Source organism: Acidovorax sp. FG42, from assembly GCF_057809195.1.
In genome coordinates, this window is record NZ_JBMDJM010000005.1 from 78,448 (window position 1) to 99,456 (window position 21,009).

Annotated in this window: 18 protein-coding genes; 17 read left to right on the plus strand and 1 reads right to left on the minus strand. The window is 64.5% G+C overall.

Features of this window, described 5'->3' with window-relative positions:
- Window positions 1-71: 71 nt before the first annotated feature.
- Entirely contained in the window at window positions 72-1,805 is a 1,734-nt protein-coding gene (locus ACODSM_RS07475; RefSeq protein WP_488804826.1) for a carboxylesterase/lipase family protein, read from the plus strand.
- A gap of 46 nt (window positions 1,806-1,851) precedes the next feature.
- On the opposite strand, the gene ACODSM_RS07480 is transcribed toward ACODSM_RS07475, so the two are convergent.
- Window positions 1,852-2,538, minus strand: a complete 687-nt coding sequence (locus tag ACODSM_RS07480; RefSeq protein WP_488804827.1) for a Crp/Fnr family transcriptional regulator — start codon at window positions 2,536-2,538, stop codon at window positions 1,852-1,854.
- 287 nt (window positions 2,539-2,825) lie between these two features.
- On the opposite strand from ACODSM_RS07480, the gene ACODSM_RS07485 reads away from it, so the two are divergent.
- The 16 genes from ACODSM_RS07485 (at window position 2,826) to ACODSM_RS07560 (ending at window position 21,002) form a co-directional block, all read left to right on the plus strand.
- On the plus strand, window positions 2,826-4,469 hold the full coding sequence (locus tag ACODSM_RS07485; protein WP_488804828.1) for a 3-(methylthio)propionyl-CoA ligase: 1,644 nt from the start codon (window positions 2,826-2,828) through the stop codon (window positions 4,467-4,469).
- A gap of 187 nt (window positions 4,470-4,656) precedes the next feature.
- On the plus strand, window positions 4,657-5,889 hold the full coding sequence (locus tag ACODSM_RS07490; RefSeq protein WP_060987411.1) for a branched-chain amino acid ABC transporter substrate-binding protein: 1,233 nt from the start codon (window positions 4,657-4,659) through the stop codon (window positions 5,887-5,889).
- Window positions 5,890-5,984: 95 nt separating this feature from the next.
- On the plus strand, window positions 5,985-6,938 hold the full coding sequence (locus ACODSM_RS07495; protein ID WP_056063520.1) for a branched-chain amino acid ABC transporter permease: 954 nt from the start codon (window positions 5,985-5,987) through the stop codon (window positions 6,936-6,938).
- A 4-nt stretch (window positions 6,939-6,942) separates the two neighbouring features.
- Window positions 6,943-8,265, plus strand: coding sequence for a branched-chain amino acid ABC transporter permease (locus ACODSM_RS07500; protein WP_060987410.1), 1,323 nt, complete (start codon window positions 6,943-6,945; stop codon window positions 8,263-8,265).
- Window positions 8,266-8,267: 2 nt separating this feature from the next.
- Window positions 8,268-9,053, plus strand: coding sequence for an ABC transporter ATP-binding protein (locus ACODSM_RS07505; protein WP_056645290.1), 786 nt, complete (start codon window positions 8,268-8,270; stop codon window positions 9,051-9,053).
- A gap of 1 nt (window position 9,054) precedes the next feature.
- Window positions 9,055-9,750, plus strand: a complete 696-nt coding sequence (locus ACODSM_RS07510; protein WP_060987409.1) for an ABC transporter ATP-binding protein — start codon at window positions 9,055-9,057, stop codon at window positions 9,748-9,750.
- Between the two features lie 365 nt (window positions 9,751-10,115).
- Window positions 10,116-12,215, plus strand: coding sequence for a 3-hydroxyacyl-CoA dehydrogenase NAD-binding domain-containing protein (locus ACODSM_RS07515; RefSeq protein ID WP_488804829.1), 2,100 nt, complete (start codon window positions 10,116-10,118; stop codon window positions 12,213-12,215).
- Between the two features lie 41 nt (window positions 12,216-12,256).
- Window positions 12,257-13,432 (plus strand): acetyl-CoA C-acyltransferase, encoded by a 1,176-nt coding sequence (locus ACODSM_RS07520; RefSeq protein WP_488804830.1) that lies wholly within the window; start codon window positions 12,257-12,259, stop codon window positions 13,430-13,432.
- 3 nt (window positions 13,433-13,435) lie between these two features.
- Window positions 13,436-13,936 carry a PaaI family thioesterase gene (locus ACODSM_RS07525; protein ID WP_488804831.1) on the plus strand — a complete coding sequence of 167 codons (501 nt, stop codon included), beginning with the start codon at window positions 13,436-13,438 and terminating at the stop codon, window positions 13,934-13,936.
- Window positions 13,937-14,051: 115 nt separating this feature from the next.
- The gene (locus tag ACODSM_RS07530) at window positions 14,052-15,920 is read left to right on the plus strand and encodes an acyl-CoA dehydrogenase (protein WP_488804832.1); all 1,869 of its coding nucleotides are present in this window, start codon (window positions 14,052-14,054) and stop codon (window positions 15,918-15,920) included.
- Complete coding sequence (locus ACODSM_RS07535) at window positions 15,920-16,129, plus strand: hypothetical protein (protein ID WP_488804833.1); 210 nt, start codon at window positions 15,920-15,922, stop codon at window positions 16,127-16,129. The genes ACODSM_RS07530 and ACODSM_RS07535 overlap by 1 nt, the downstream gene beginning before the upstream one ends.
- A 183-nt stretch (window positions 16,130-16,312) precedes the next feature.
- Window positions 16,313-17,104: an SDR family oxidoreductase gene (locus ACODSM_RS07540; protein ID WP_488804834.1), complete on the plus strand. Its 792-nt coding sequence runs from the start codon at window positions 16,313-16,315 to the stop codon at window positions 17,102-17,104.
- Window positions 17,105-17,257: 153 nt separating this feature from the next.
- The gene (locus ACODSM_RS07545) at window positions 17,258-17,689 is read left to right on the plus strand and encodes a PaaI family thioesterase (protein WP_488804835.1); all 432 of its coding nucleotides are present in this window, start codon (window positions 17,258-17,260) and stop codon (window positions 17,687-17,689) included.
- Between the two features lie 114 nt (window positions 17,690-17,803).
- A complete protein-coding gene (locus ACODSM_RS07550) occupies window positions 17,804-18,820 on the plus strand; it encodes an NADP-dependent oxidoreductase (RefSeq protein ID WP_488804836.1) in 1,017 nt (338 codons plus the stop codon).
- The gene (locus ACODSM_RS07555) at window positions 18,820-19,272 is read left to right on the plus strand and encodes a GNAT family N-acetyltransferase (protein WP_488804837.1); all 453 of its coding nucleotides are present in this window, start codon (window positions 18,820-18,822) and stop codon (window positions 19,270-19,272) included. The genes ACODSM_RS07550 and ACODSM_RS07555 overlap by 1 nt, the downstream gene beginning before the upstream one ends.
- Window positions 19,273-19,325: 53 nt before the next feature.
- Window positions 19,326-21,002: an isovaleryl-CoA dehydrogenase gene (locus ACODSM_RS07560; RefSeq protein ID WP_488804838.1), complete on the plus strand. Its 1,677-nt coding sequence runs from the start codon at window positions 19,326-19,328 to the stop codon at window positions 21,000-21,002.
- Window positions 21,003-21,009 lie beyond the last annotated feature (7 nt).

The following is a 21,009-nucleotide window of genomic DNA, read 5'->3' on the forward strand; positions in this document are numbered from 1 at the left end:
GGCCCAGGCGCGAGTGTGATGCGTTCTGCAGACCCGCCCCATTCCTGAAAACCCCGAAGGAGACAAACAACATGGCCTATTTTGCAAAGAGCCTGCGCTGGGGCGCAGCCTGTCTCGCCGCTGTGATGACCACGGCGTGTGGTGGCTCTGGCGGTACGCCGCCCGAACTGCGCGAAACCCGCTACGGCATGGTGCGCGGTACGGACGACAGCGCCACCAGCGGCACCTACGCCTGGAAGGGCGTTCCCTACGCCCAACCCCCCGTGGGGCCCCTGCGCTGGCAGCCGCCTGCAGAGCCCGCCGCCTGGACGGGCGAGCGCAGCGCCACCCGATTTGGCAACGCCTGCCTGCAGATGGGCCGCATTTACGGACCAGGGGCCAACAACCGCTTTGACGACACGATTGGCCAGACGCTGAACACGCCGCTGGGCAGCGAAGACTGCCTGACCCTCAACATCTGGCGTCCGGCCACCGCGCAGGACAACCTGCCGGTGCTGGTCTTCATCCATGGCGGTAGTGCCATCTCTGGCTACACCGCCGACCCGGTGTACGACGGCGCGGCGCTGGCCCAATCGGCCAATGCCGTTGTGGTCACGGCCAACTACCGGCTTGATGTGCTGGGGTATCTGCAGTTGCCCGCGCTGCATGCCGGCAACAACGGTAGTGGAGGCAACGCGGGCAGCAGCGCCTATACCGGCAACTATGCGTTGCTGGACGTGGTGCAGGCGCTGCGGTTCGTGCAGGGCAACATCGCCCGGTTTGGCGGCAATGCAGGCAATGTCACGTTGATGGGGCAGTCGGCGGGGGCCATCAATGCCCTGGCGCTGCTGACGGCGCCGCAGGCCAGCGGGCTGTTCCACAAACTGGTGCCGATCAGCGGGGGAATCTCCCTGGCGACCAACTTGCCCGCCGGGTCCATTCCCACACTCAACCCGGTCTCCCGCTATGCCACACAGGCCAGCCAGCTGCTGGCGCATCTGGCCGTGGCCGATGGCCTGGCACCCGCATTGCCAGAAGCCCAGGCCCTGGTGGCCGGTTGGCCCCCCGCGCAGGTGGCCAGCTACCTGCGCGGCAAGGATGCGCGGGTCATCTTGCAGACGGTGCTGGCAAAGGGGCTGACAGGCTCCGGTCCCATCCCGGACGGTGTGGTGGTGCCGGCCGACCCCATCGCCGAGATCGGGGCAGGGCGCTATCAGAAGGTGCCCGTGCTGTCCGGCTACACGGCCGAGGAGGGCAAGCTGTTTGCCCCCTTCCTGGTGCTGCTTGGCGGCAAGCCCGGCATGAAGATCAGCGATGCCGACCGCTTCGCGATGATGCAGCGCTTTGACCCCGATGCGCCCACGACCCTGACTGCGGCGGACATTCTGGATGCGTCCTACCTGCCGGTGACGGCCCCAGGCACGGGCTACAACGCACGCACACAGCTGCTGGGCAATGTGTTCATTGGCGCCAGCCGCGACAACCTGCTGAACGCCCTGCGCAGCCAGCAGAGCAACGTGTGGAACTACCAGTTCAACTGGGCCCAGCAGCCCGCACCGTGGAACGATGTTTACGGCGCGGCCCATGCGTTCGACCTGCCGTTTGTGTTTGGCAACTTCGGTCCCTCGGTGTTTGCGAAGGCGACCAACAGCACCGCCAACCAGCCGGGGCGCCTGGCCTTGTCGCGAGCCATGATGGACAGCTTGCGGGCGTTTGTGCACACCGGTGATCCCAACAACGCCACGCTGGGCCAGACCTGGCAGCCCTGGCCCCGCAAGTTCATCTTTGATGCGGACCAGAAGGCGGTGCGCCTGAGCGTTCAATGACCCTCGCGCTGCAGATGCTGAACAGCTCTTGGCCGAATGCGGCTGGTCAGTGTGCGGCCGTGGCGGCGAGGTATGCGTTCAGCGCCTCGTCGTCCACGATGGCCACACGCCCGAAGTCCAGCGACACGATGCCCATGCCCTCCAGCGAGCGCAGCACCTTGTTCACGGTCTGCCGCGACAGGCCCACCAGTTGCCCCAGCTCCTCCTGTGTGAGGTTGAGCCGCCGCGTACTGCGCCAGAACAGGCGGCTCAAGTACAGCGCCACGCGGTGCTCGGTGGACTGGGTGCGCCCGGCTTCGATGATGGTCATGGCCTGGCCCAGCCGCATGTTCAGGTGCAGCACCAGGAACTGGTTGAACGTCAGACTGGTCTCGCGCAGCGTGGCAAACAGCGGCAGTGGCAGGCACAGCAGGGTGGTGGGGCGCAGCGCCACCACGTGGTACCGGCGGGGCTCCGGCTTCATGGCCGAGCCTTCGCCAAACCATTCGCCATCGGGCACTCCGATGAAGGCGGACGACCGGCCCTGGCTGGTGGGGCTCTGCAGCATCACCAGGCCCGACAGAACGGCATGCCAGCCCTGCACAGCGCTGCCGGCGGGCATCATCACCGCGCCCTTGTCAGCCTGCTCGGCAAACACCTCTTCGCGCAGCCGCTCCTGCATGGCGGCTGGCAGGCCCGCAAACCATGGCTGGGCGGCGATGAAGCGTTGGGCAGAAGGTGCGGCGCAGAGCATGGGCCTGATTGTCGCTGCAGCGGTGCCTGCGGTTCAGGGTATTCCCTTGCCCTTTGTCAGTGGGACGACAAGTGTTGGCAGCCATGCCTGTCGGGCGCACACTCCGCAGCGGTTCACGGGGTCGGCGACGGTGCCGCTGTGCCGCCTCCGATGCCACGCCAGCGCGGTGGTGCGGCGTGCGTGGGTTCATCCCAGTGGCGTGCGGGGGCACGACGCGGGCGACACCCGGACGCCGATACGCGCGCTACGATGACCGTTCCATTCACTACAACATCCAAGGAGTATTCATGCTGGGCTTGATGCAGAGTCAACCGTTGCTGATTTCGTCGCTGATCGAATTCGCAGAGCGCCACCACGGCGACGCCGAAATCGTGTCCCGACGGGTGGAGGGGGACATCCATCGCTACACGTACCGCGACCTCGCCGCACGTGCCCGCCGCCTGGCCAATGCGCTGGATGACTTGAAGCTCCAGTTCAGCGACCGGGTGGCCACGCTGGCGTGGAACGGCTATCGCCACATGGAGATGTATTTCGGCGTGAGCGGATCGGGCCGCGTGCTCCACACCGTCAATCCGCGCCTGCACCCCGACCAGATCGCCTGGATCATCAACCACGCCGAAGACCAGGTGCTGTGCTTTGACACCACCTTCCTGCCCTTGGTGCAGGCGGTGCACGCCAAGTGCCCCACTGTCAAGAAATGGGTAGCGCTGTGCGACGCCGACAAGCTGCCTGCCGACACCGGCATTCCCGGCCTGACCAGCTACGAAGCCTGGATCGGCGCGCACTCGTCCGACTACGCCTGGCCCGAGTTTGACGAGAACTCCGCATCCAGCATGTGCTACACCAGCGGCACCACGGGCAACCCCAAAGCCGCGCTGTACAGCCACCGTTCCACCACGCTGCATGCCTACGCTGCGGCGCTGCCCGATGTCATGTGCCTCTCGGCCCGCGACTCGGTGCTGCCGGTGGTGCCCATGTTCCACGTCAATGCCTGGGGCATTCCGTACTCGGCTGCACTCACAGGCTGCAAGCTGGTGTTCCCCGGCCCGGCGATGGATGGCAAGTCGATCTACGAACTGATCGAAGCGGAGAAGGTGAGCTATGCCGCAGGCGTGCCCACTGTGTGGCAGATGATGCTGGGCCACATGAAGCCTGCAGGCCTCAAGTTCTCCACCCTGCGCCGCACGGTCATCGGCGGCTCGGCCTGCCCGCCCGCCATGATCCACGCGTTCAAGGAAGACTACGGCGTGGAGGTGCTGCACGCCTGGGGCATGACCGAGATGAGCCCGCTGGGCACGCTGTGCACGCTCAAGAACAAGCACCTCGCCATGTCCAAGGACGAGCAGATGAAGATCCTGCAAAAGCAGGGCCGTGCGATCTATGGCGTGGACATGAAGATCGTGGGCGGCGACGGCAACGAGCTGCCCTGGGACGGAAAGACCTACGGCGACCTGCTGGTCAAGGGCCCCTGGATTGTGGGCAGCTACTTCAAGGGCGAGGGCGGCGACCCGCTGGTGCGCGACGCGCAGGGCCGGGGCTGGTTCCCCACCGGTGACGTTGCCACCATCGACGCCGACGGCTTCATGCAGATCACGGACCGCAGCAAGGACGTGATCAAGTCCGGCGGCGAATGGATCAGCTCCATCGACATCGAGAACATCGCCATGGCCCATCCCGCCATTGCCATGGCGGCGTGTGTGGGTATGCCGCACCCCAAGTGGGACGAACGCCCCATCGTGGCCGTGGTCAAGCGCCCCGGTGCGGAGGTCACGCGCGAAGAGCTGCTGGCCTTCTACGAAGGCAAGACGGCCAAGTGGCAGATCCCCGATGACGTGGTGTTTGTCGATGCCATTCCGCTGGGTGCCACCGGCAAGATGCTCAAGACCAAACTGCGTGAGCAGCTCAAGGATTACAAGCTTCCCGGCCTGTGATCAGGGTGGGGCAATGCATGTGTGCGCATCGTTTGCGAACGCCATTTTTTGCACTGCCCCAGGCTGGTGCGCGCTCGGGGGAGCGCAGCGCCAGTCACGTGTGCGACGCTGGTAGGGGCAATCCCTGAGCATCGCTTTGTTGCAACGCGGTACGCTGCGTTGTGTCGATTTACAAGGAGACAAAAGCATGAAGTTCGCTATTAAGGCTGTAGCAGCCTCGGTAATCTTGGCAAGCGCTGGCGGGGCCTTCGCTCAAAAGGGCGAGACGGTCAAAATCGCCTGGCTCGACCCCCTGTCTGGCCTGATGGCAGCCGTGGGAACGAACCAGCTCAAGAGCTTCCAGTTCATCGCAGAAGAGTTCAACAAGAAGAACCCTGCCGGCGTCAAATTTGAAATCATCGGCATCGACAACAAACTGAGCCCTCAGGAAACCACCAGCGCACTGCGCTCGGCCATGGACCAGGGCGCGCGCTACGTGGTGCAGGGCAATGGCTCTGGTCCCGCACTGGCCATCATGGACGCGCTCGAAAAGCACAACGCGCGCAATCCCGGCAAGGAAGTACTCTTCCTGAACTACGCTGCCGTGGACCCAGACCTCACCAACAGCAAGTGCAGCTACTGGCACTTCCGTCTGGACGCAGACACCTCCATGAAGATGGAAGCGCTGACGACCTACATGAAGGACCTGCCAGAGGTCAAGAAGGTCTACCTGATCAACCAGAACTACTCGCACGGCCACCAGGTCTCCAAGTTCGCCAAGGAGATGATGCAGCGCAAGCGCCCCGACGTGCAGTTCGTGGGTGACGACCTGCACCCTCTGGCCCAGGTGCGTGACTTCTCGCCCTACATCGCCAAGATCAAGGCATCGGGCGCTGACAGCGTGATCACCGGCAACTGGGGCTCTGACCTGGCGCTGCTGATCAAGGCCGCGAACGACGCGGGCCTGAACAACGTCAACTTCTACACCTACTACGGCTCCGTCACTGGCAGCCCCACCGCCATGGGCGCTGCTGCCGCAGGCCGCGTGTACATGGTGGCTTACGCCCACATGAACCTGCCTGGCCCGCTGAACCAGATCGTGGTGGACTATAAGAAGAAGTTCAACGACGACATGTACACCGGTGCCGTGTACCACGCCTTCACCATGCTGTCCGAAGGCTTCGTGAAGGCCAAGTCCACCGACCCCGTCAAGGTGGCTGCAGCGTTTGAAGGCATGAAGTTCAAGAGCTTCAATGGTGAAGTCGAGATGCGCAAGACCGACCACCAGCTGCAACAGGGCCTGTTCATTTCCAAGTGGGAAAAAGCCGGCGGCAAGTACCCCATCGACTCGGAAAACACCGGCTACACCTTCGTGCCCCTGAAGTACTACGAACCCTACGTGGCCAGCACGCCCACGTCGTGCCAGATGAAGCGCCCCTGATGTGGCGCTGGCGCTGGGACCCTGTTCCCAGTCGTCAGAACTTCGAGGCCCGACGTACTCGGGCCTTTTTTTTCCCTCCGTGATGAAAAATTCCAATGAATCCTGAGTTTTTCGTGATCTCTTTGCTGAACGGCGTGAGCTACGGGCTCCTGCTTTTCATGCTGAGTTCCGGCCTCACGCTGATCTTCAGCATGATGGGCGTGCTCAACTTCGCACACACCAGCTTCTACATGCTGGGTGCCTATTTCGCGTTCACCATCTCCGGGGTGGTGGGCTTCTGGCCAGCGCTGGTGCTGGCTCCGCTCGTGGTGTTTGTGCTGGGCGCTGCATTTGAGCGCTATGCCTTGCGCCGGGTGCACAAGTTTGGCCATGTGCCCGAGTTGCTGGTCACCTTCGGCCTGTCGTACCTGATCCTGGAAGTCGTGCAGCTGGTCTGGGGCCGCTCCACGGTGCCCTACGGCCTGCCCGAGCAACTGCAGGGGCCGCTGTTCTCGCTGTACGGCACGCAGTTTCCCAAGTCGCGTTCGTTTGTGATGCTGGTGGCGCTGCTGATGCTGCTGTCGGTGTGGCTGCTGCTCACCCGCACCCGCATCGGGCTGGTGATCCAGGCGGCCCTCAAGTACCCCGAGATGGTGGAAGCGCTGGGCCACAACGTGCCGCGCGTTTTCATGCTGGTGTTTGGCGGCGGTGCCGCGCTGGCGGGCCTGGCAGGCGTGATCGGCGGTAACACCTATGTCACCGAGCCTGCGATGGCTGCATCCGTGGGCTCCATCATCTTCGTGGTGGTGGTGGTCGGCGGCATGGGGTCGCTGGCCGGGGCCTTCATTGCCTCGCTGCTGATCGGCGTGGTGCAGACCTTTGCCGTGGCGCTGGACTACTCGCTGATCCACGTCTTCAAGGCAGTGGGTGTGGCCGTGACCGACCAGACCTTCGGCTACCCCTTGCTCAAGCTCACGATTTCCCAGGTGGCGCCCATCCTGCCTTACCTGTTCCTCGTGCTGATCCTGATCTTCCGCCCCAAGGGCCTGTTGGGCACGCGGGAGGACTGAAGCCATGAATTCGACCACTCATCCTGTTTCTGGTGCCACATCGCACTACCGGTTCAAGCCCTGGAACGTAGGGCGCTTTGTGATCTGGACGCTGTTTGCCGTCGCACTGATCGTCGCGCCCATGCTGTTTCGCAGCAGCCTGGCGCTGACCATGCTCTCGCAGATCGGCTACCTCATCATCATCTGCCTGTCGTACAACATGTTGCTGGGGCAGGGCGGCATGTTGAGCTTCGGCCACGCGGTGTACACCGGCCTGGGCTCGTTCATTGCCATCCATGCGATGAACATGGCGGGTAAGGGCAGCTTCAGCATTCCCCTGGTGCTCATCCCCATCGTGGGCGGACTGGCGGGGGCGTTCTTTGCGATCTTGCTGGGTTTTGTCACGACCAAGAAGTCGGGCACCACGTTCGCCATGATCACACTGGGCATTGGCGAGTTGGTGGCATCGATGGCGCTGATGTTCCCCGAGTTCTTCGGGGGCGAAGGCGGCATCACCACCGACCGTGTGTATGGACAGTCGTTCTTTGGCATCACCTTCGGTCCTGCGATTCAGGTGTACTACCTGATTGCCGTGTACTGCTTCATTTGCACGGCGGCGATGTTTGCTTTCACCGGCACGCCGCTGGGCCGCATCCTGAATGCCGTGCGCGACAACCCGGAGCGTGTGGAGTTCATTGGCTACAACACGCAGCGGGTGCGCTACTTCGCGTTCATCATCGCGGGCTTCTTTGCCGGCATTGGTGGTGGCCTGGCCACGATCAACTTCGAGATCGTGACTGGTGCCGACAGCCTGAACGTGGTGCGCTCGGGTGGCTACCTGCTGTTCACCTTCCTGGGTGGGGCCACGTTCTTCTTCGGTCCCATCATTGGTGCGGTGTTGCTCGTGCTGGCGTCGGTGCTGCTGTCCGAGCTGTCCAAGGCCTGGCTGCTGTATCTGGGCCTGGTGTTCCTGTTCATGGTGATGTATGCGCCCGGTGGCGTGGCCAGCCTGATCATGATGAACCTGCGCCTGGCCAAGTTTGGCAAGCTGCGCCAGCTGTGGACCTCGTACCTGGCCCTGGGCGGTACCGCCCTGGTGGGTGTGATGGGCGCGGCCTGCATGATCGAGATGACCTACCACCTGCAGCTCAATGCAGCGCTGGGGCCAGAGCTGACCTTCCTCGGCGCCACGCTCAACGCCAAGGGCTTCACCAGCTGGTTTGGCGCGGTGTTTGTGATGGTGACGGGCTTTGCCCTGTTTGAACTCTGCCGCCGCCAGTTTGTGCGCCAGTGGAGCCGGATCCAGGAAGAAATAGAACATGAAATCAAGCGTGGGGAGGCTTTGTAACCATGGCGGCTGACAACGCAACCTATGCGCTCGAACTGCGCGACCTGCGCAAGAGCTTTGGCAAGACCGAAATCATCCGCGGCGCCAACCTGGCCGTTGCGCCCGGTGAGCGCGTGGCCATCATCGGCCCCAACGGTGCCGGCAAGTCCACGCTGTTCAATCTGATCAGCGGGCGCTTCGCGCCCACCAGCGGCGACGTGATCCTGAACGGCCAGCGCATCAATGGCATGGCGCCGTACGAGATCAACCGGCGCGGGCTTTCGCGCAGCTTTCAGATCACCAACATCTTTCCCAAGCTGTCGGTGTTCGAGAACCTGCGCTGCGGCGTGCTGTGGAGCATGGGCTACAAGTACACGTTCCTGCGCTTCCTGTCGAACCTGCACGATGCCAACGAGCGCGCCAAGCAGCTCATGGAGATGATCAAGCTCGACAAGAAGCGCGACACGCTGGCCATGAACCTCACCTACGCCGAACAGCGCGCGCTGGAGATCGGCATCACCATCGCGGGTGGTGCCAACGTGATCCTGCTGGACGAGCCTACAGCCGGCATGAGCAAGACCGAAACCTCGCGCTTCATCCACCTCATCAAGGAAGTGACCGAAGGCCGCACGCTGCTCACGGTGGAGCACGACATGGGCGTGGTGTTTGGCCTGGCCGACAAGATCGCTGTGGTGGTGTACGGCGAGGTGATTGCCTTTGACACGCCCGACAAGGTGCGCGCCAACCAGCGCGTGCAAGAGGCCTACCTGGGATCGGTCATCGCGGAAGAGCAGGGGGCGGGACACTGACATGCTGAAAATCGAAAATCTCCACGCCTACTACGGCAAAAGCCATGTGCTGCATGGCGTGACCTTTGACGTGCAGCCCGGCGAAATTGTGGCCCTGCTGGGGCGCAATGGCTCGGGCCGCTCCACCACCGCCAAGGCCATCATGGGCCTGGTGGACTGGGAAGGCACCCTCAACTGGAAGGGGCAGGACCTCAACGGCAAAAAGGCCTACGAGATTGCGCACCTGGGAGTGGGCTACGTGCCGGAAAGCCGCGACGTGTTCCCCAACCTCACCGTGCACCAGAACCTGATGCTCGGCCAGAAGGGCAGTGGCAAGAACAGCCGCTGGTCGTTCGACGACATGTACGAGATGTTCCCCCGCCTCAAGGAGCGCCAGCACACCGAGGCGGGCGTGATGTCCGGTGGCGAGCAGCAGATGCTGACCCTGTGCCGCACGCTGATGGGCGACCCCGATCTGATCATCATCGACGAGCCCACCGAGGGCCTGGCGCCCAAGATCGTCGAGCTGGTGGGACAGTACCTGCAGACCATCAAGTCGCGCGGCATTTCGGTGCTGCTGATCGAGCAGAAGCTGACCATTGCGATGAAGATTTCTGACCGCGCACTGGTAATGGGGCACGGCTCCATCGTGTTCCAGGGCACACCGGACAGCCTGCGGGCCGACAGCTACATCCGCAAAGAGTGGCTTGAAGTTTAGCGGGGCGATCCCCCTGAGGCGCTGCGCGCCTTCCCCCTTCTCTCGAATCGCTGCGCGATTCGGGAAAGGGGGACGCAGCCCTCGCTGCGGGGCGGCCCTTGCTCGGCTGCCCTGGTCTCGGGGCGCGCCAGTTTCTAAGGTCCGGGGCAGGGCGGACGCACTGGAAGGCGCTCCGCCAACTGTGATCCATAGAGGCGCCCGGTCTTCGGTGGCGCCTTTTTTTTGCCTGCCGGTGTCTGCTCTTCTGGGGATGTCTGATACCCCCTTGTCCCGCCCGGGACAAATTGACACGCCAAATGGTTTTGAAGTCTCTACAATAAAAACGCACGATCGTTCTTTTTCACTTTCCAAGGAACAACAGCACCATGACCGCTGAATACAAAGTCCACGGCTCCGTTGCCGTGATCACCATGGCCAACCCTCCCGTCAACGGACTCGGTCTGGCGACCCGCCAGGGCATCGTGGACGGCCTTGGCCGTGCCAATGCCGATGCAGCGGTCACGTCCATCGTGATCACTGGTGCCGGTGGTGCGTTCTCTGGCGGTGCCGACATCAAGGAGTTCGGCACCGACAAGTCGCTGCAAGAACCCAACCTGCTGTCGGTGATTGCCGCCATCGAAAATTCGGCCAAGCCCGTCGTGGCCGCTATGCACAGTGTCGCCATGGGCGGCGGGCTGGAGCTGGCCCTGGGCTGCCACTACCGCATTGCCGCGCCTGGCTGCTCCATCGCGCTCCCCGAAGTCAAGCTGGGCCTGATCCCCGGCGCAGGTGGCACGCAGCGCCTGCCCCGCGTGATCGGTGTCGAAGCCGCGCTCAACCTCATCGTGAGCGGTGAGCCCGTCAAGAGCGAAATGATTGCGGGTGTGCCCGGCCAGAAGCTGTTCGACAAGATGGCCGCGTCGGCCGAGTCGCTGGCGGCAGAAGCCCTGGCGTTTGCGCAGAGCGTGGCCGATGCCCGTCCTCTGCCCCTGGTGCGCAACCTGCCTTGCAAGCACCCCGAAGGCGATGCGTACTTCCAGTTCGCGCGCAACATGGTCAAGGGCATGGCCAAGAACTTCCCCGCGCCCGCCAAGTGTGTGGACGCAGTCGAAGCTGCCACCAAGAAGAAGTTTGCCGAAGGCATGCTGGTCGAGCGTGAGATCTTCATCAACCTGATGTGGACGCCTGAGTCGCGCGCACTGCGCCACCTGTTCATGGCAGAGCGTGCAGCCAGCAAGATTCCCGATGTCGCATCCGACACCCCCAAGCGTGACATCAAGCTGGTGGGCGTGATTGGCGCCGGCACCATGGGCGGCGGCATTTCCATGAACTTCCTGAACGCGGGTATCCCCGTCAAGATTCTGGAAATGAAGCAGGAAGCCCTGGACCGTGGCGTGGCCACGATCAAGAAGAACTACGAAGCCCAGGTCAAGAAGGGCAAGCTGAAGCAAGACAAGTACGAGCAGCGCATGGCCCTGCTGAGCACCACGCTGAGCTACGACGACCTCAAGGACTGCGACCTGATCATCGAGGCCGTGTTCGAAGAGATGGGCGTGAAGGAAGCTGTGTTCAAGCAGCTCGACGCTGTGGCCAAGCCTGGCGCCATCCTGGCCTCCAACACTTCCACACTCGACGTGGACAAGATCGCCGCCTTCACCAAGCGTCCGCAGGACGTGGTGGGCATGCACTTCTTCAGCCCCGCCAACGTGATGAAGCTGCTGGAAGTGGTGCGTGGCAAGGAGACCGCCAAGGACGTGCTGGCCACCGTGATGTCCATTGGCAAGAAGATCAAGAAGACCTCCGTGGTCTCGGGCGTGTGCGATGGCTTCATCGGCAACCGCATGATCGAGCAGTACAGCCGCCAGGCCGGCTTCCTGCTGGACGAAGGCTGCACGCCCCAGCAGGTGGACAAGGCCATCGAAAAGTTCGGCTTTGCCATGGGCCCGTTCCGCATGGGCGACCTGGCCGGCAACGACATCGGCTGGGCCATCCGCAAGCGCCGCGCCGTCGAGCGCGCCGACATGAAGTACAGCCGCACCGCCGACAAGCTGTGTGAGCTGGGCCGCTTTGGCCAGAAGACCGGCGCAGGCTGGTACGACTACCAGGCTGGCAAGCGCGATGCGATCCCTAGCGACCTGGTCAACAAGATGATCGAAGACCACCGCAAGGAACTCGGCATCACGCCCCGCAAGATTTCTGACGAAGAAATCGTGCAACGCCTGGTGTTCGCTTTGGTCAACGAAGGTGCGCACATCCTGGAAGACGGTATTGCCAGCAAGTCCGGCGACATCGACATGGTGTACCTGACCGGCTACGGCTTCCCTATCCACCGTGGCGGCCCCATGCACTACGCCAGCGAAGTGGGTCTGTTCAACGTGGTGCAGGCCATGGACCGTTTTGCCAAGAACCCGCTGGACGACGCAGCGTTCTGGAAGCCCGCTCCGCTGCTGGCCAAGCTGGCCGCCGAAGGCAAGGCCTTCCAGTAAGCCGCCCGCGTGCACCCATCTACAGATTCAAAGGAATTCACATGACCTCCGCAGTGATTGTTTCCACCGCCCGCACGCCACTCGCCAAGAGCTGGAAGGGTTCGTTCAACATGACGCACGGCGCCACCCTGGGCGGCCATGCCGTGCAGCACGCCGTGTTGCGCGCTGGCATCGACGGCGCTGACGTGGACGACGTCATCATGGGTTGCGCCACGCCCGAAGGCGCCACGGGCAGCAACATCGCACGCCAGATCGCGCTGAAGGCCGGCCTGCCCATCACGGCATCGGGCGTGACCGTCAACCGTTTCTGCTCGTCGGGCCTGCAGACCATCGCCATGGCTGCCCAGCGCATCATCGCGGGCGAGGCCGATGTGTTTGTGGCCGGGGGCGTCGAAAGCATCTCCTGCGTGCAGCAAGAGATGAACCTGCACATGATCCAGGACCTGGCCCTGGCCAAGCAAAAGCCAGAGATCTACTGGAGCATGCTGCAGACCGCCGAGCAAGTGGCCAAGCGCTACAACATCGGCCGCGAAGCCATGGACGAATACGGCGCTGCCAGCCAGCAAAAGGCTTGCGCTGCCCAGGCCGCCGGCCTGTTCGACGCCGAAATCGCCCCCATCACCGTGACGGCCGGTGTGGCCGACAAGACGCTGGGCCTGATCACCAAGCAAGTCACGGTGAGCAAGGACGAAGGCACGCGGGAAGGCACGACGGTAGAAACCATCAGCGGCCTGCGCTCGGCGCTGCCCGGTGGTCTGATCTCGGCCGGCAATGCCAGCCAGTTCTCTGACGGTGCTGGTGCCTGCGTAGTCACCAGCGAAGAGTACGCCAGCAAGAAGGGCCTCAAGCCCCTGGGCCGTTTCCTCGGCTTTGCGGTGGCGGGTTGCGAGCCTGACGAAATGGGCATCGGCCCCGTGTTTGCCGTGCCCAAGGTGCTCAAGAAGCTGGGCCTTACGGTGCAGGACATCGACCTGTGGGAGCTGAACGAAGCCTTTGCTGTGCAGGTGCTGTACTGCCGCGACAAGCTGGGCATCCCTGCCGACCGCCTGAACGTGAACGGCGGCGCCATTGCCCTGGGGCACCCCTACGGTGTGTCGGGCCAGCGCCTCACGGGCCACGCCCTCATCGAAGGCAAGCGCCGTGGCGCCAAGAAGGTGTGCGTGACGATGTGCATTGGCGGCGGCATGGGCGCCGCCGGCATTTTCGAGGTGCTCTAAACCATGTCCGGGCAGGCCTCCTCGCCACCGCGCACCGACATCCCCGATGTCGTGGTGTCGCCCGAGGTCTTCCTGGCCATGGGGCGTGAGGTACTGGCATCGCAGCCGTTCAGCATCCTGGTGGGGGCGCGGCTGCATGCCTTGTCGCCCGGGCAGTGCGAGCTGCACCTGCCCGTCACGCCCCAGCTGCTGCAACAGCATGGTTTTGTGCACGGGGGCGTGCTGAGCTATGTGGCCGACAACGCCCTGACTTATGCCGGGGGCACCGCCATGCGGGTGCCCGTGGTGACGTCCGAGTTGAAGATCAACTACCTGCGGCCTGCGGTGGGCGAACTGCTCATCGCCCGTGCGCAGGCGGTGCACCATGGCCGCGCGCAGGCCGTGTGCCGCTGCGATGTGTTTGTGGTGCAGGCGGGCACCGAAAAGCTGTGCGCCGTGGCGCAAGGCACCATTGCCGCACTGCCACCGCGCGATGGCGCAGCGCCGGCCCCTGCGGGCGCCTGATGGTGGCAAGGGATGGGAGCATGTTTCTCCTCACTCCTGTGCCGTTTACTCCTTATTTGATAGCTGCTGGCGCATGATTTATCTGCGCCTGCGGCCGTTTTAACCCTGAAATGCCATGAGCCTACGTCCCACCGTCGATTTCCTGCTCTACCAGTGGCTGGACGCCGAGAAGCTGCAAGCCCGCGAGCGCTTTGCGGACCACTCCCGCGAAACCTTCGATGCCGTGCTCGACACCTCCGAGCGCATCGCGCGCGAGAAGTACGCGCCCTTCAACCGCGTGGTGGATACCGAAGAACCCCGCACCGAGACCGAGCCCGACGGCACGCTGCGCGTGGTGCTGCCGCAGGCCACCTACGAGGCACGGCGCGCCTATGCAGAATCGGGCCTCCTGAGCGCCGCGCAGGACTATGACGTTGGCGGCATGCAACTGCCCTACACGGTGGAGGCTGCGGCCAACAGCTTTTTTGCGGCCGCTTCGATCAGCATTGGCTCCAACCTGCTGACCTCGGGCAACGCCAACCTGCTCATGGAGCATGGCACCGACCTGCAAAAGCAGGTGTTTGCGCTCAATGAATTCAACGGCCGCTGGTCGGGCACCATGTGCCTGTCAGAGCCGCAGGCGGGCTCGTCCTTGTCGGATGTCGCCACGCGCGCGGTGCCGGATGGCGAGGGTTTTGAAAGCGACCCGCTGGGCCCGCGCTACCGCCTCAAGGGCAACAAGATGTGGATCAGCTCGGGCGACCATGAGCTGACCGAAAACATCGTGCACCTGGTGCTGGCCAAGATCCCGGGGCCGGACGGCAAGCTGGTGCCTGGCACCAAGGGCATTTCGCTGTTCATCGTGCCCAAGAAGCTCGTGGACACCAACGGCCAGCTGACTGGCGTGCGCAACGACGTGGCGCTGGCGGGCCTGAACCACAAGCTGGGCTGGCGCGGCACCACCAATACGCTGCTGAACTTTGGCGAGGGCAAGTACCCCGTGGATGGCCAGGCAGGCGCCGTGGGCTACCTGGTCGGCCAGCCCGGCAAGGGCCTGCACTGCATGTTCCACATGATGAACGAGGCGCGCATCGGCATCGGCATGGCCGCTACCATGCTGGGCCTGGCCGGCTACTACGCCAGCCTGGACTACGCCAAGAACCGACCCCAGGGCCGGCCCGTGCAGGGCCCCAAGGACGGCGCGGCTGCCGTGGTCAAGGACGCAGCCCAGCCCCAGGTGCGCATCGTGGAGCACGCAGACGTCAAGCGCATGCTGCTGGCGCAAAAGTCGTATGGCGAGGGCGCCTTGGCGCTCAACCTGTTCTGCGCGCGGCTGGTGGACGAGCAACACACGGGCGATGCCGCTGCGGCCGACGAAGCCCGCCTGCTGCTGGAGGTGCTGACCCCCATCGCCAAGAGCTGGCCCAGCGAATGGTGCCTGGAGGCCAACAGCCTGGCCATCCAGATCCACGGCGGCTACGGCTACACGCGCGACTTTCCGGTGGAGCAGTACTGGCGCGACAACCGCCTGAACATGATCCACGAAGGCACCCACGGCATCCAGGCCATGGACCTGCTGGGCCGCAAGGTGCTGATGGAAGGCGGCCGGGGCCTGCAACTGCTGGCCGGGCGCATCAACGCCACCATCGAGCGCGCCATCCAGGTGCCCGCGCTGGCCGCCCACGCCAACGCGCTGGGCAAGGCGCTGCAGGACGTGGGCGCTGCCACCAAGGCCGCCTGGGCCACGGGCCAACCCGCTGATGCGCTGTCCAACGCCGTGCCCTATATGCAGGCCTTTGGCCACACGGTGCTGGCCTGGGTGTGGCTGGACGTGGCGCTGGCCACCCTGGCGGCCGATGCAGCCCTGGCGCTGCCCGCCAGCGTGGGCCGCATGGGCGCCATGCGCTTTTTCTTCCATTACGAGCTGCCCAAGATCGGCGCCTGGCTGCAAGTGGTCAGCACGCGCGACGCGACCTGCGCCAGCTTTCCGGAAGAGGCGTTCTGATGGCGGCTCTGAGCACGTTGCAACGCTTGCAAAAGCTCATCTGGGTGCTGATCTACGGCGGCCTGCTCACGCTGGTGCTGGGCATTGCCACTGCGCGCACCGACGCATCCACTGGCTGGGTACTGATGGTGGGCGGGGGCGTGGTGGCGGCCGTGGGCGTGGTGCTGATCGCCTTGCGCGCGCGGCTCAAGGCCGACCCCCAGGGCTGACGCTGCGGCACCGCTGCAGCCGCCCGGTTGGCCCACTGCGGGGCGGACGCGGCGGCGACACAATGCAGCCTTCTGGCGCCGCACAATGGCTGCCTGTATTCCACCCCCTGGCTGGCGCATCCCAGCGCCGGGCTGTGGTCTGAGAACATCCATCGACTGGCAAAAATCCAAGGAGACATTCACATGACACGCACCATCCAACAACTGTTTGACCTGACGGGCAAGACCGCCCTGGTGACCGGCGGCTCGCGCGGCCTGGGCCTGCAACTGGCGCATGCGCTGGGCGAGGCGGGCGCCAAGATCGTGCTCAGCTCGCGCAAGGCCTCCGACCTGGAAGAAGCCGCTGCCGACCTGAAGGCCGCCGGCATCGAAGCCAGCTGGATCGCCGCCGACTGCGCCAAGGAAGAAGACATCCGCCGCCTGGCTGACGAGACCCTGCAGCGCCTGGGCCACGTCGACATCCTGGTCAACAACGCCGGTGCTGCCTGGGGCGCCCCGGCCGAAGACCACCCCGTGGAAGCGTGGGACAAGGTGATGAACCTCAACGTGCGCGGCTACTTCATCCTGAGCCAGCACGTCGCCAAGCACAGCATGATCGGCCGCCGCAGCGGCAGCATCATCAACGTGGCGTCCATCGCGGGCCTGGGCGGCAACCCCAAGGGCATGAACACCATTGCTTACAACACCTCCAAGGGCGCGGTGATCAACTTCACGCGGGCGCTGGCGGCCGAATGGGGTGGGTACAACATCCGCGTCAACGCGATCTGCCCGGGCTTCTTCCCGAGCAAGATGACGGTGGGCACCCTCAAGGCCATGGGCGAAGAGGCGCTGGCCGCACACGCCCCGCTGGGCCGCCTGGGCGATGATGAAGACTTGAAGGGCCTGTGCGCGCTGTATGCGTCGGATGCGGGCAAGCACATCACCGGCCAGTGGCTGGCGGTGGATGGCGGGGTGAGTATCGTTACTGGAGGGTGAGCATCCCCCTGAGCGGCTGCACCGCTTCCCCCTTCTCTCGAATCGCTGTGCGATTCGGGAAGGGGGACGACGCAATCGCTGCGGGGCGGCCCTTGCTCTGCGTCCCTCGCCTGTGCCGCGCCAGTTTTCGAGTTCGTGTACTGAGGAAATCCCTTGAAAAGTTTCGGTGTCGAAATCCCCTTTGTCAACCACCTCGGCTTCACGCTGCACCGCATGGAGGACGGCGAGTCCGAGCTGCGTTACGAAGCCAGGCCCGAGCACCTGAACTCGTTTGCCGTGACCCACGGCGGCGCGTCGATGACGCTGCTGGACGTGACCATGGCCACGGCCGCGCGCAGCGTGACGCCGGACATGGGTGTGGTCACCATCGAAATGAAGACCAGCTTCATGCAGCCCGCACGCGGGCCGCTGGTGGCCAAGGGGCGGCTGATTCACCGCACGGCCACCATGGCGTTCACTGAGGGCACGGTGTATGACGCCCAAGGCAAGGTGTGCTGCCATGCCACCGGCACGTTCAAGTACGTCAAGCGCCTGCCGGTGGACGGGCGCAATGTGAATGACCTCAAGGTCATCTCCACCGACTGAGTCGGTGGGCGAGGTCACCGGCAGGGTTTAGAGCTTTTTTGCCTGCAAGCGCAATGAATACATGCGCTGTCAGCTATCAAAAACATAGTATTGAATTTTCTGAAGGAGCTTTCCATGCCACGCAACCAACAAATCGTTCTAGACAACCGCCCCCAGGGCGAAGCGGTGGCCAGCAACTTCAAGCTGGTTGCCACCGACACGCCCGCGCTGCAGGACGGCCAGGTGCTGGTGCGCCACCACTACCTGAGCCTGGACCCCTACATGCGTGGCCGCATGAACGAGAGCAAGAGCTACGCCGCGTCGCAGGCCCTGGGCGAAGTCATGATCGGTGGCACCGTGGGTGAGGTGGCCGAGAGCAAGCACCCCAAGTACGCTGTGGGTGACAAGGTGGTGGGCATGGGCGGCTGGCAGGAATACAGCGTGGTCAACGCCGACCAACCCGGCGCGCTGCGCAAGGTGGACACCACCCATGTGCCGCTGTCGCACTACCTGGGCGCCGTGGGCATGCCCGGCGTGACGGCCTGGTACGGCGTGGTCAAGATCATTGCGCCCAAGGAAGGCGACACCGTGGTGGTGAGCGCCGCCACCGGCGCCGTGGGCAGCGCCTTTGCCGCATTGGCCAAGGCCCGTGGTTGTCGCGCGGTGGGCATTGCAGGCGGCGCGGACAAGTGCAAGTACGCAGTGGAAGAACTGGGCTTTGACGCCTGCATCGACTACAAGGAACACAGCGACGTGAAGGCCCTATCCAAGGCGCTGAAGGAAGCCTGCCCCAACGGCATCGACGGCTACTTCGAGAACGTGGGCGGCTGGATCATGGACGCCGTGATGCTGCGCATGAACGCCTTCAGCCGCATCGCCCTGTGCGGCATGATCGCTGGCTACGACGGCGCACCGCTGCCCATGGCCAACCCCGCGCTCATGCTCATCAACCGCATGAAGGTCGAAGGCTTCATCGTGAGCGAACACATGGAAGTCTGGCCCGACGCACTCAAGGAGCTGGGCACGCTGGTCGGCACCGGCAAGCTGCGCCCGCGCGAAACCATTGCCCAAGGCATTGCGGCTGCACCCGAGGCCTTCCTCGGCCTGCTCAAGGGCAAGAACTTTGGCAAGCAACTGGTCAAGCTGATCTGATGATGCTGAAGTGGACCTGGGCCCGCTTTGATGACCTGGGCGTGCATGCGCTGCATGACGCCCTGGCCTTGCGCTGCAAGGTCTTCATCCTGGAGCAGGGCCCGTACCAGGACCCGGACGGTGCCGACAAGCAATCCCACCACCTGCTGGGCTACGACGAGACGGGTGTGCTGCAAGCCTGCCTGCGTGTGGTGGACCCGGGTGTGAACTACCCCGAGCCTTCCATCGGCCGCGTGGTCACCGCCAAGGAGGCGCGTGGCAACGGCACGGGCCGGGCGCTGATGCAGGAGGGCATTGCCCGCTGCAGCCAGGCGTGGCCGGGGCGTGACATCCGTATCAGCGCGCAGGCGCACTTGCGGGGCTTTTACGGCAGCCTGGGCTTCGAGCCCGTGTCCGACGAATACCTGGAAGACGATATTCCGCACGTCGAAATGCTGAGAAAGGCGGGCTGACGCCGCCGCAGCCCCCTCGACCATTCACCCCGCCCACCCGTGAAGGAGCCGACATGACCCTGCCCACCGCCACCCTGGCGCGTACCCATGACGTCTTCAACCAGAGCACGCCGTGGGCGGACGTGAACCTGTTCACTACCAACCAGCCTTTGCAGGACGCGCTGCGCCTGCATGCACCTGGCCTGGGTGTGGCTGACCTCACGGCGCTGGGTGCCGAGATGGGCTCGGCCGAGATGTTGACCCACGCGCGTCTGGCCAACACCCACAAGCCCCAGCTGCGCACGCACGACCGCTTTGGCCACCGCACCGATGTGGTGGAGTTCCACCCCAGCTACCACGCGCTGATGGGCGCCGCGCTGCGCCACGGCCTGCACGCCACGCCCTGGTCGCGCCAGGACACAGGACACGCCCACGTGGAGCGCGCGGCGGGCTTCATGCTGTTTACCGAGGCGGAGCCGTCCATCCTCTGCCCGGTGTCGATGAGCTACGCCGTCACGCCTGCCTTGCGGGGCAACGCCGCCGTCTGGGCCGACTGGAGCAAGGGCCTTGCCGCCACACAGTACGACCCGCGCCTGGCGCTGTTCTCGCAGAAATCCGCGCTCACCATGGGCATGGGCATGACCGAGAAGCAGGGCGGATCGGACGTGCGTGCCAACACCACACAGGCTGTCCACGACGGCGACGATGCCTGGGGCGCGCGCTATCGCATCACCGGCCACAAATGGTTTTTCTCGGCGCCCATGTGCGATGCGTTCCTGATCCTGGCGCAGGCGCCCGGCGGGCTCACCTGCTTCTTCCTGCCGCGTGTGTTGCCCGATGGTGGCGAAGGTGCGGTCAACACCATTCGCATCCAGCGCCTGAAAGACAAGCTGGGCAACCACGCCAATGCCAGCTCCGAGGTCGAGTTCATCGGCGCGATGGCCTGGCGCGTGGGCGAGGAGGGCCGGGGTGTGGCGCAGATCCTGGAGATGGGCACCATGACGCGGCTGGACTGCGCGCTGGGCACCAGCGGGCTCATGCGGCAGGCGCTCAGCATTGCGCTGCACCACACGCGCCAGCGATCGGCCTTTGGCAAAAAGCTCATCGAGCAGCCGCTGATGCGCAACGTGCTGGCCGATTTGGCGCTGGAGAGCGAAGCCGCCACCGCGCTGTCAATCCGCTTGGCCAGCGCCTTCGACAAGAAGGCCACCAGCGAGCACGAAGCCGTGATGGCCCGCCTGCTCACGCCCGTCGCCAAGTTCTGGGTGTGCAAGCGCGGCAGCGTGTTTGCGCAGGAGGCCATGGAATGCCTGGGCGGCAACGGCTATGTGGAGGAGGGCGGCGAGGGCGTGATGGCTCGCATCTACCGCGAGATGCCGCTCAACTCCATCTGGGAAGGCGCGGGCAACATCATGGCGCTGGATTTGATGCGCGCCGTGCGCCGCGCCGACACCGCTGCCGCGCTGGACGCCGAACTGGCACCCGCGCGCGGCGCCCACCCGGCGCTGGACCGTCTGGCCGGCGCACTGCCCCTGCGTGTAGACGCCATGACCACCGAGGCCGAGGCCCGGCGACTCGCCCAGGATGTAGCGTTGGCAGTGCAGGCGGCCCTGTTGTTGCGCAGTGCGCCCGGCGCAGTGTTCCGAGCGTTTTGCGACTCGCGCCTCTCCGGTGACTGGGGCTACAGCTTTGGTACGCTGGGCGCGGGTGTCAACCTTGACGCCATCTTGGACCGCGCACTTCCGGCCTGAGCCATCC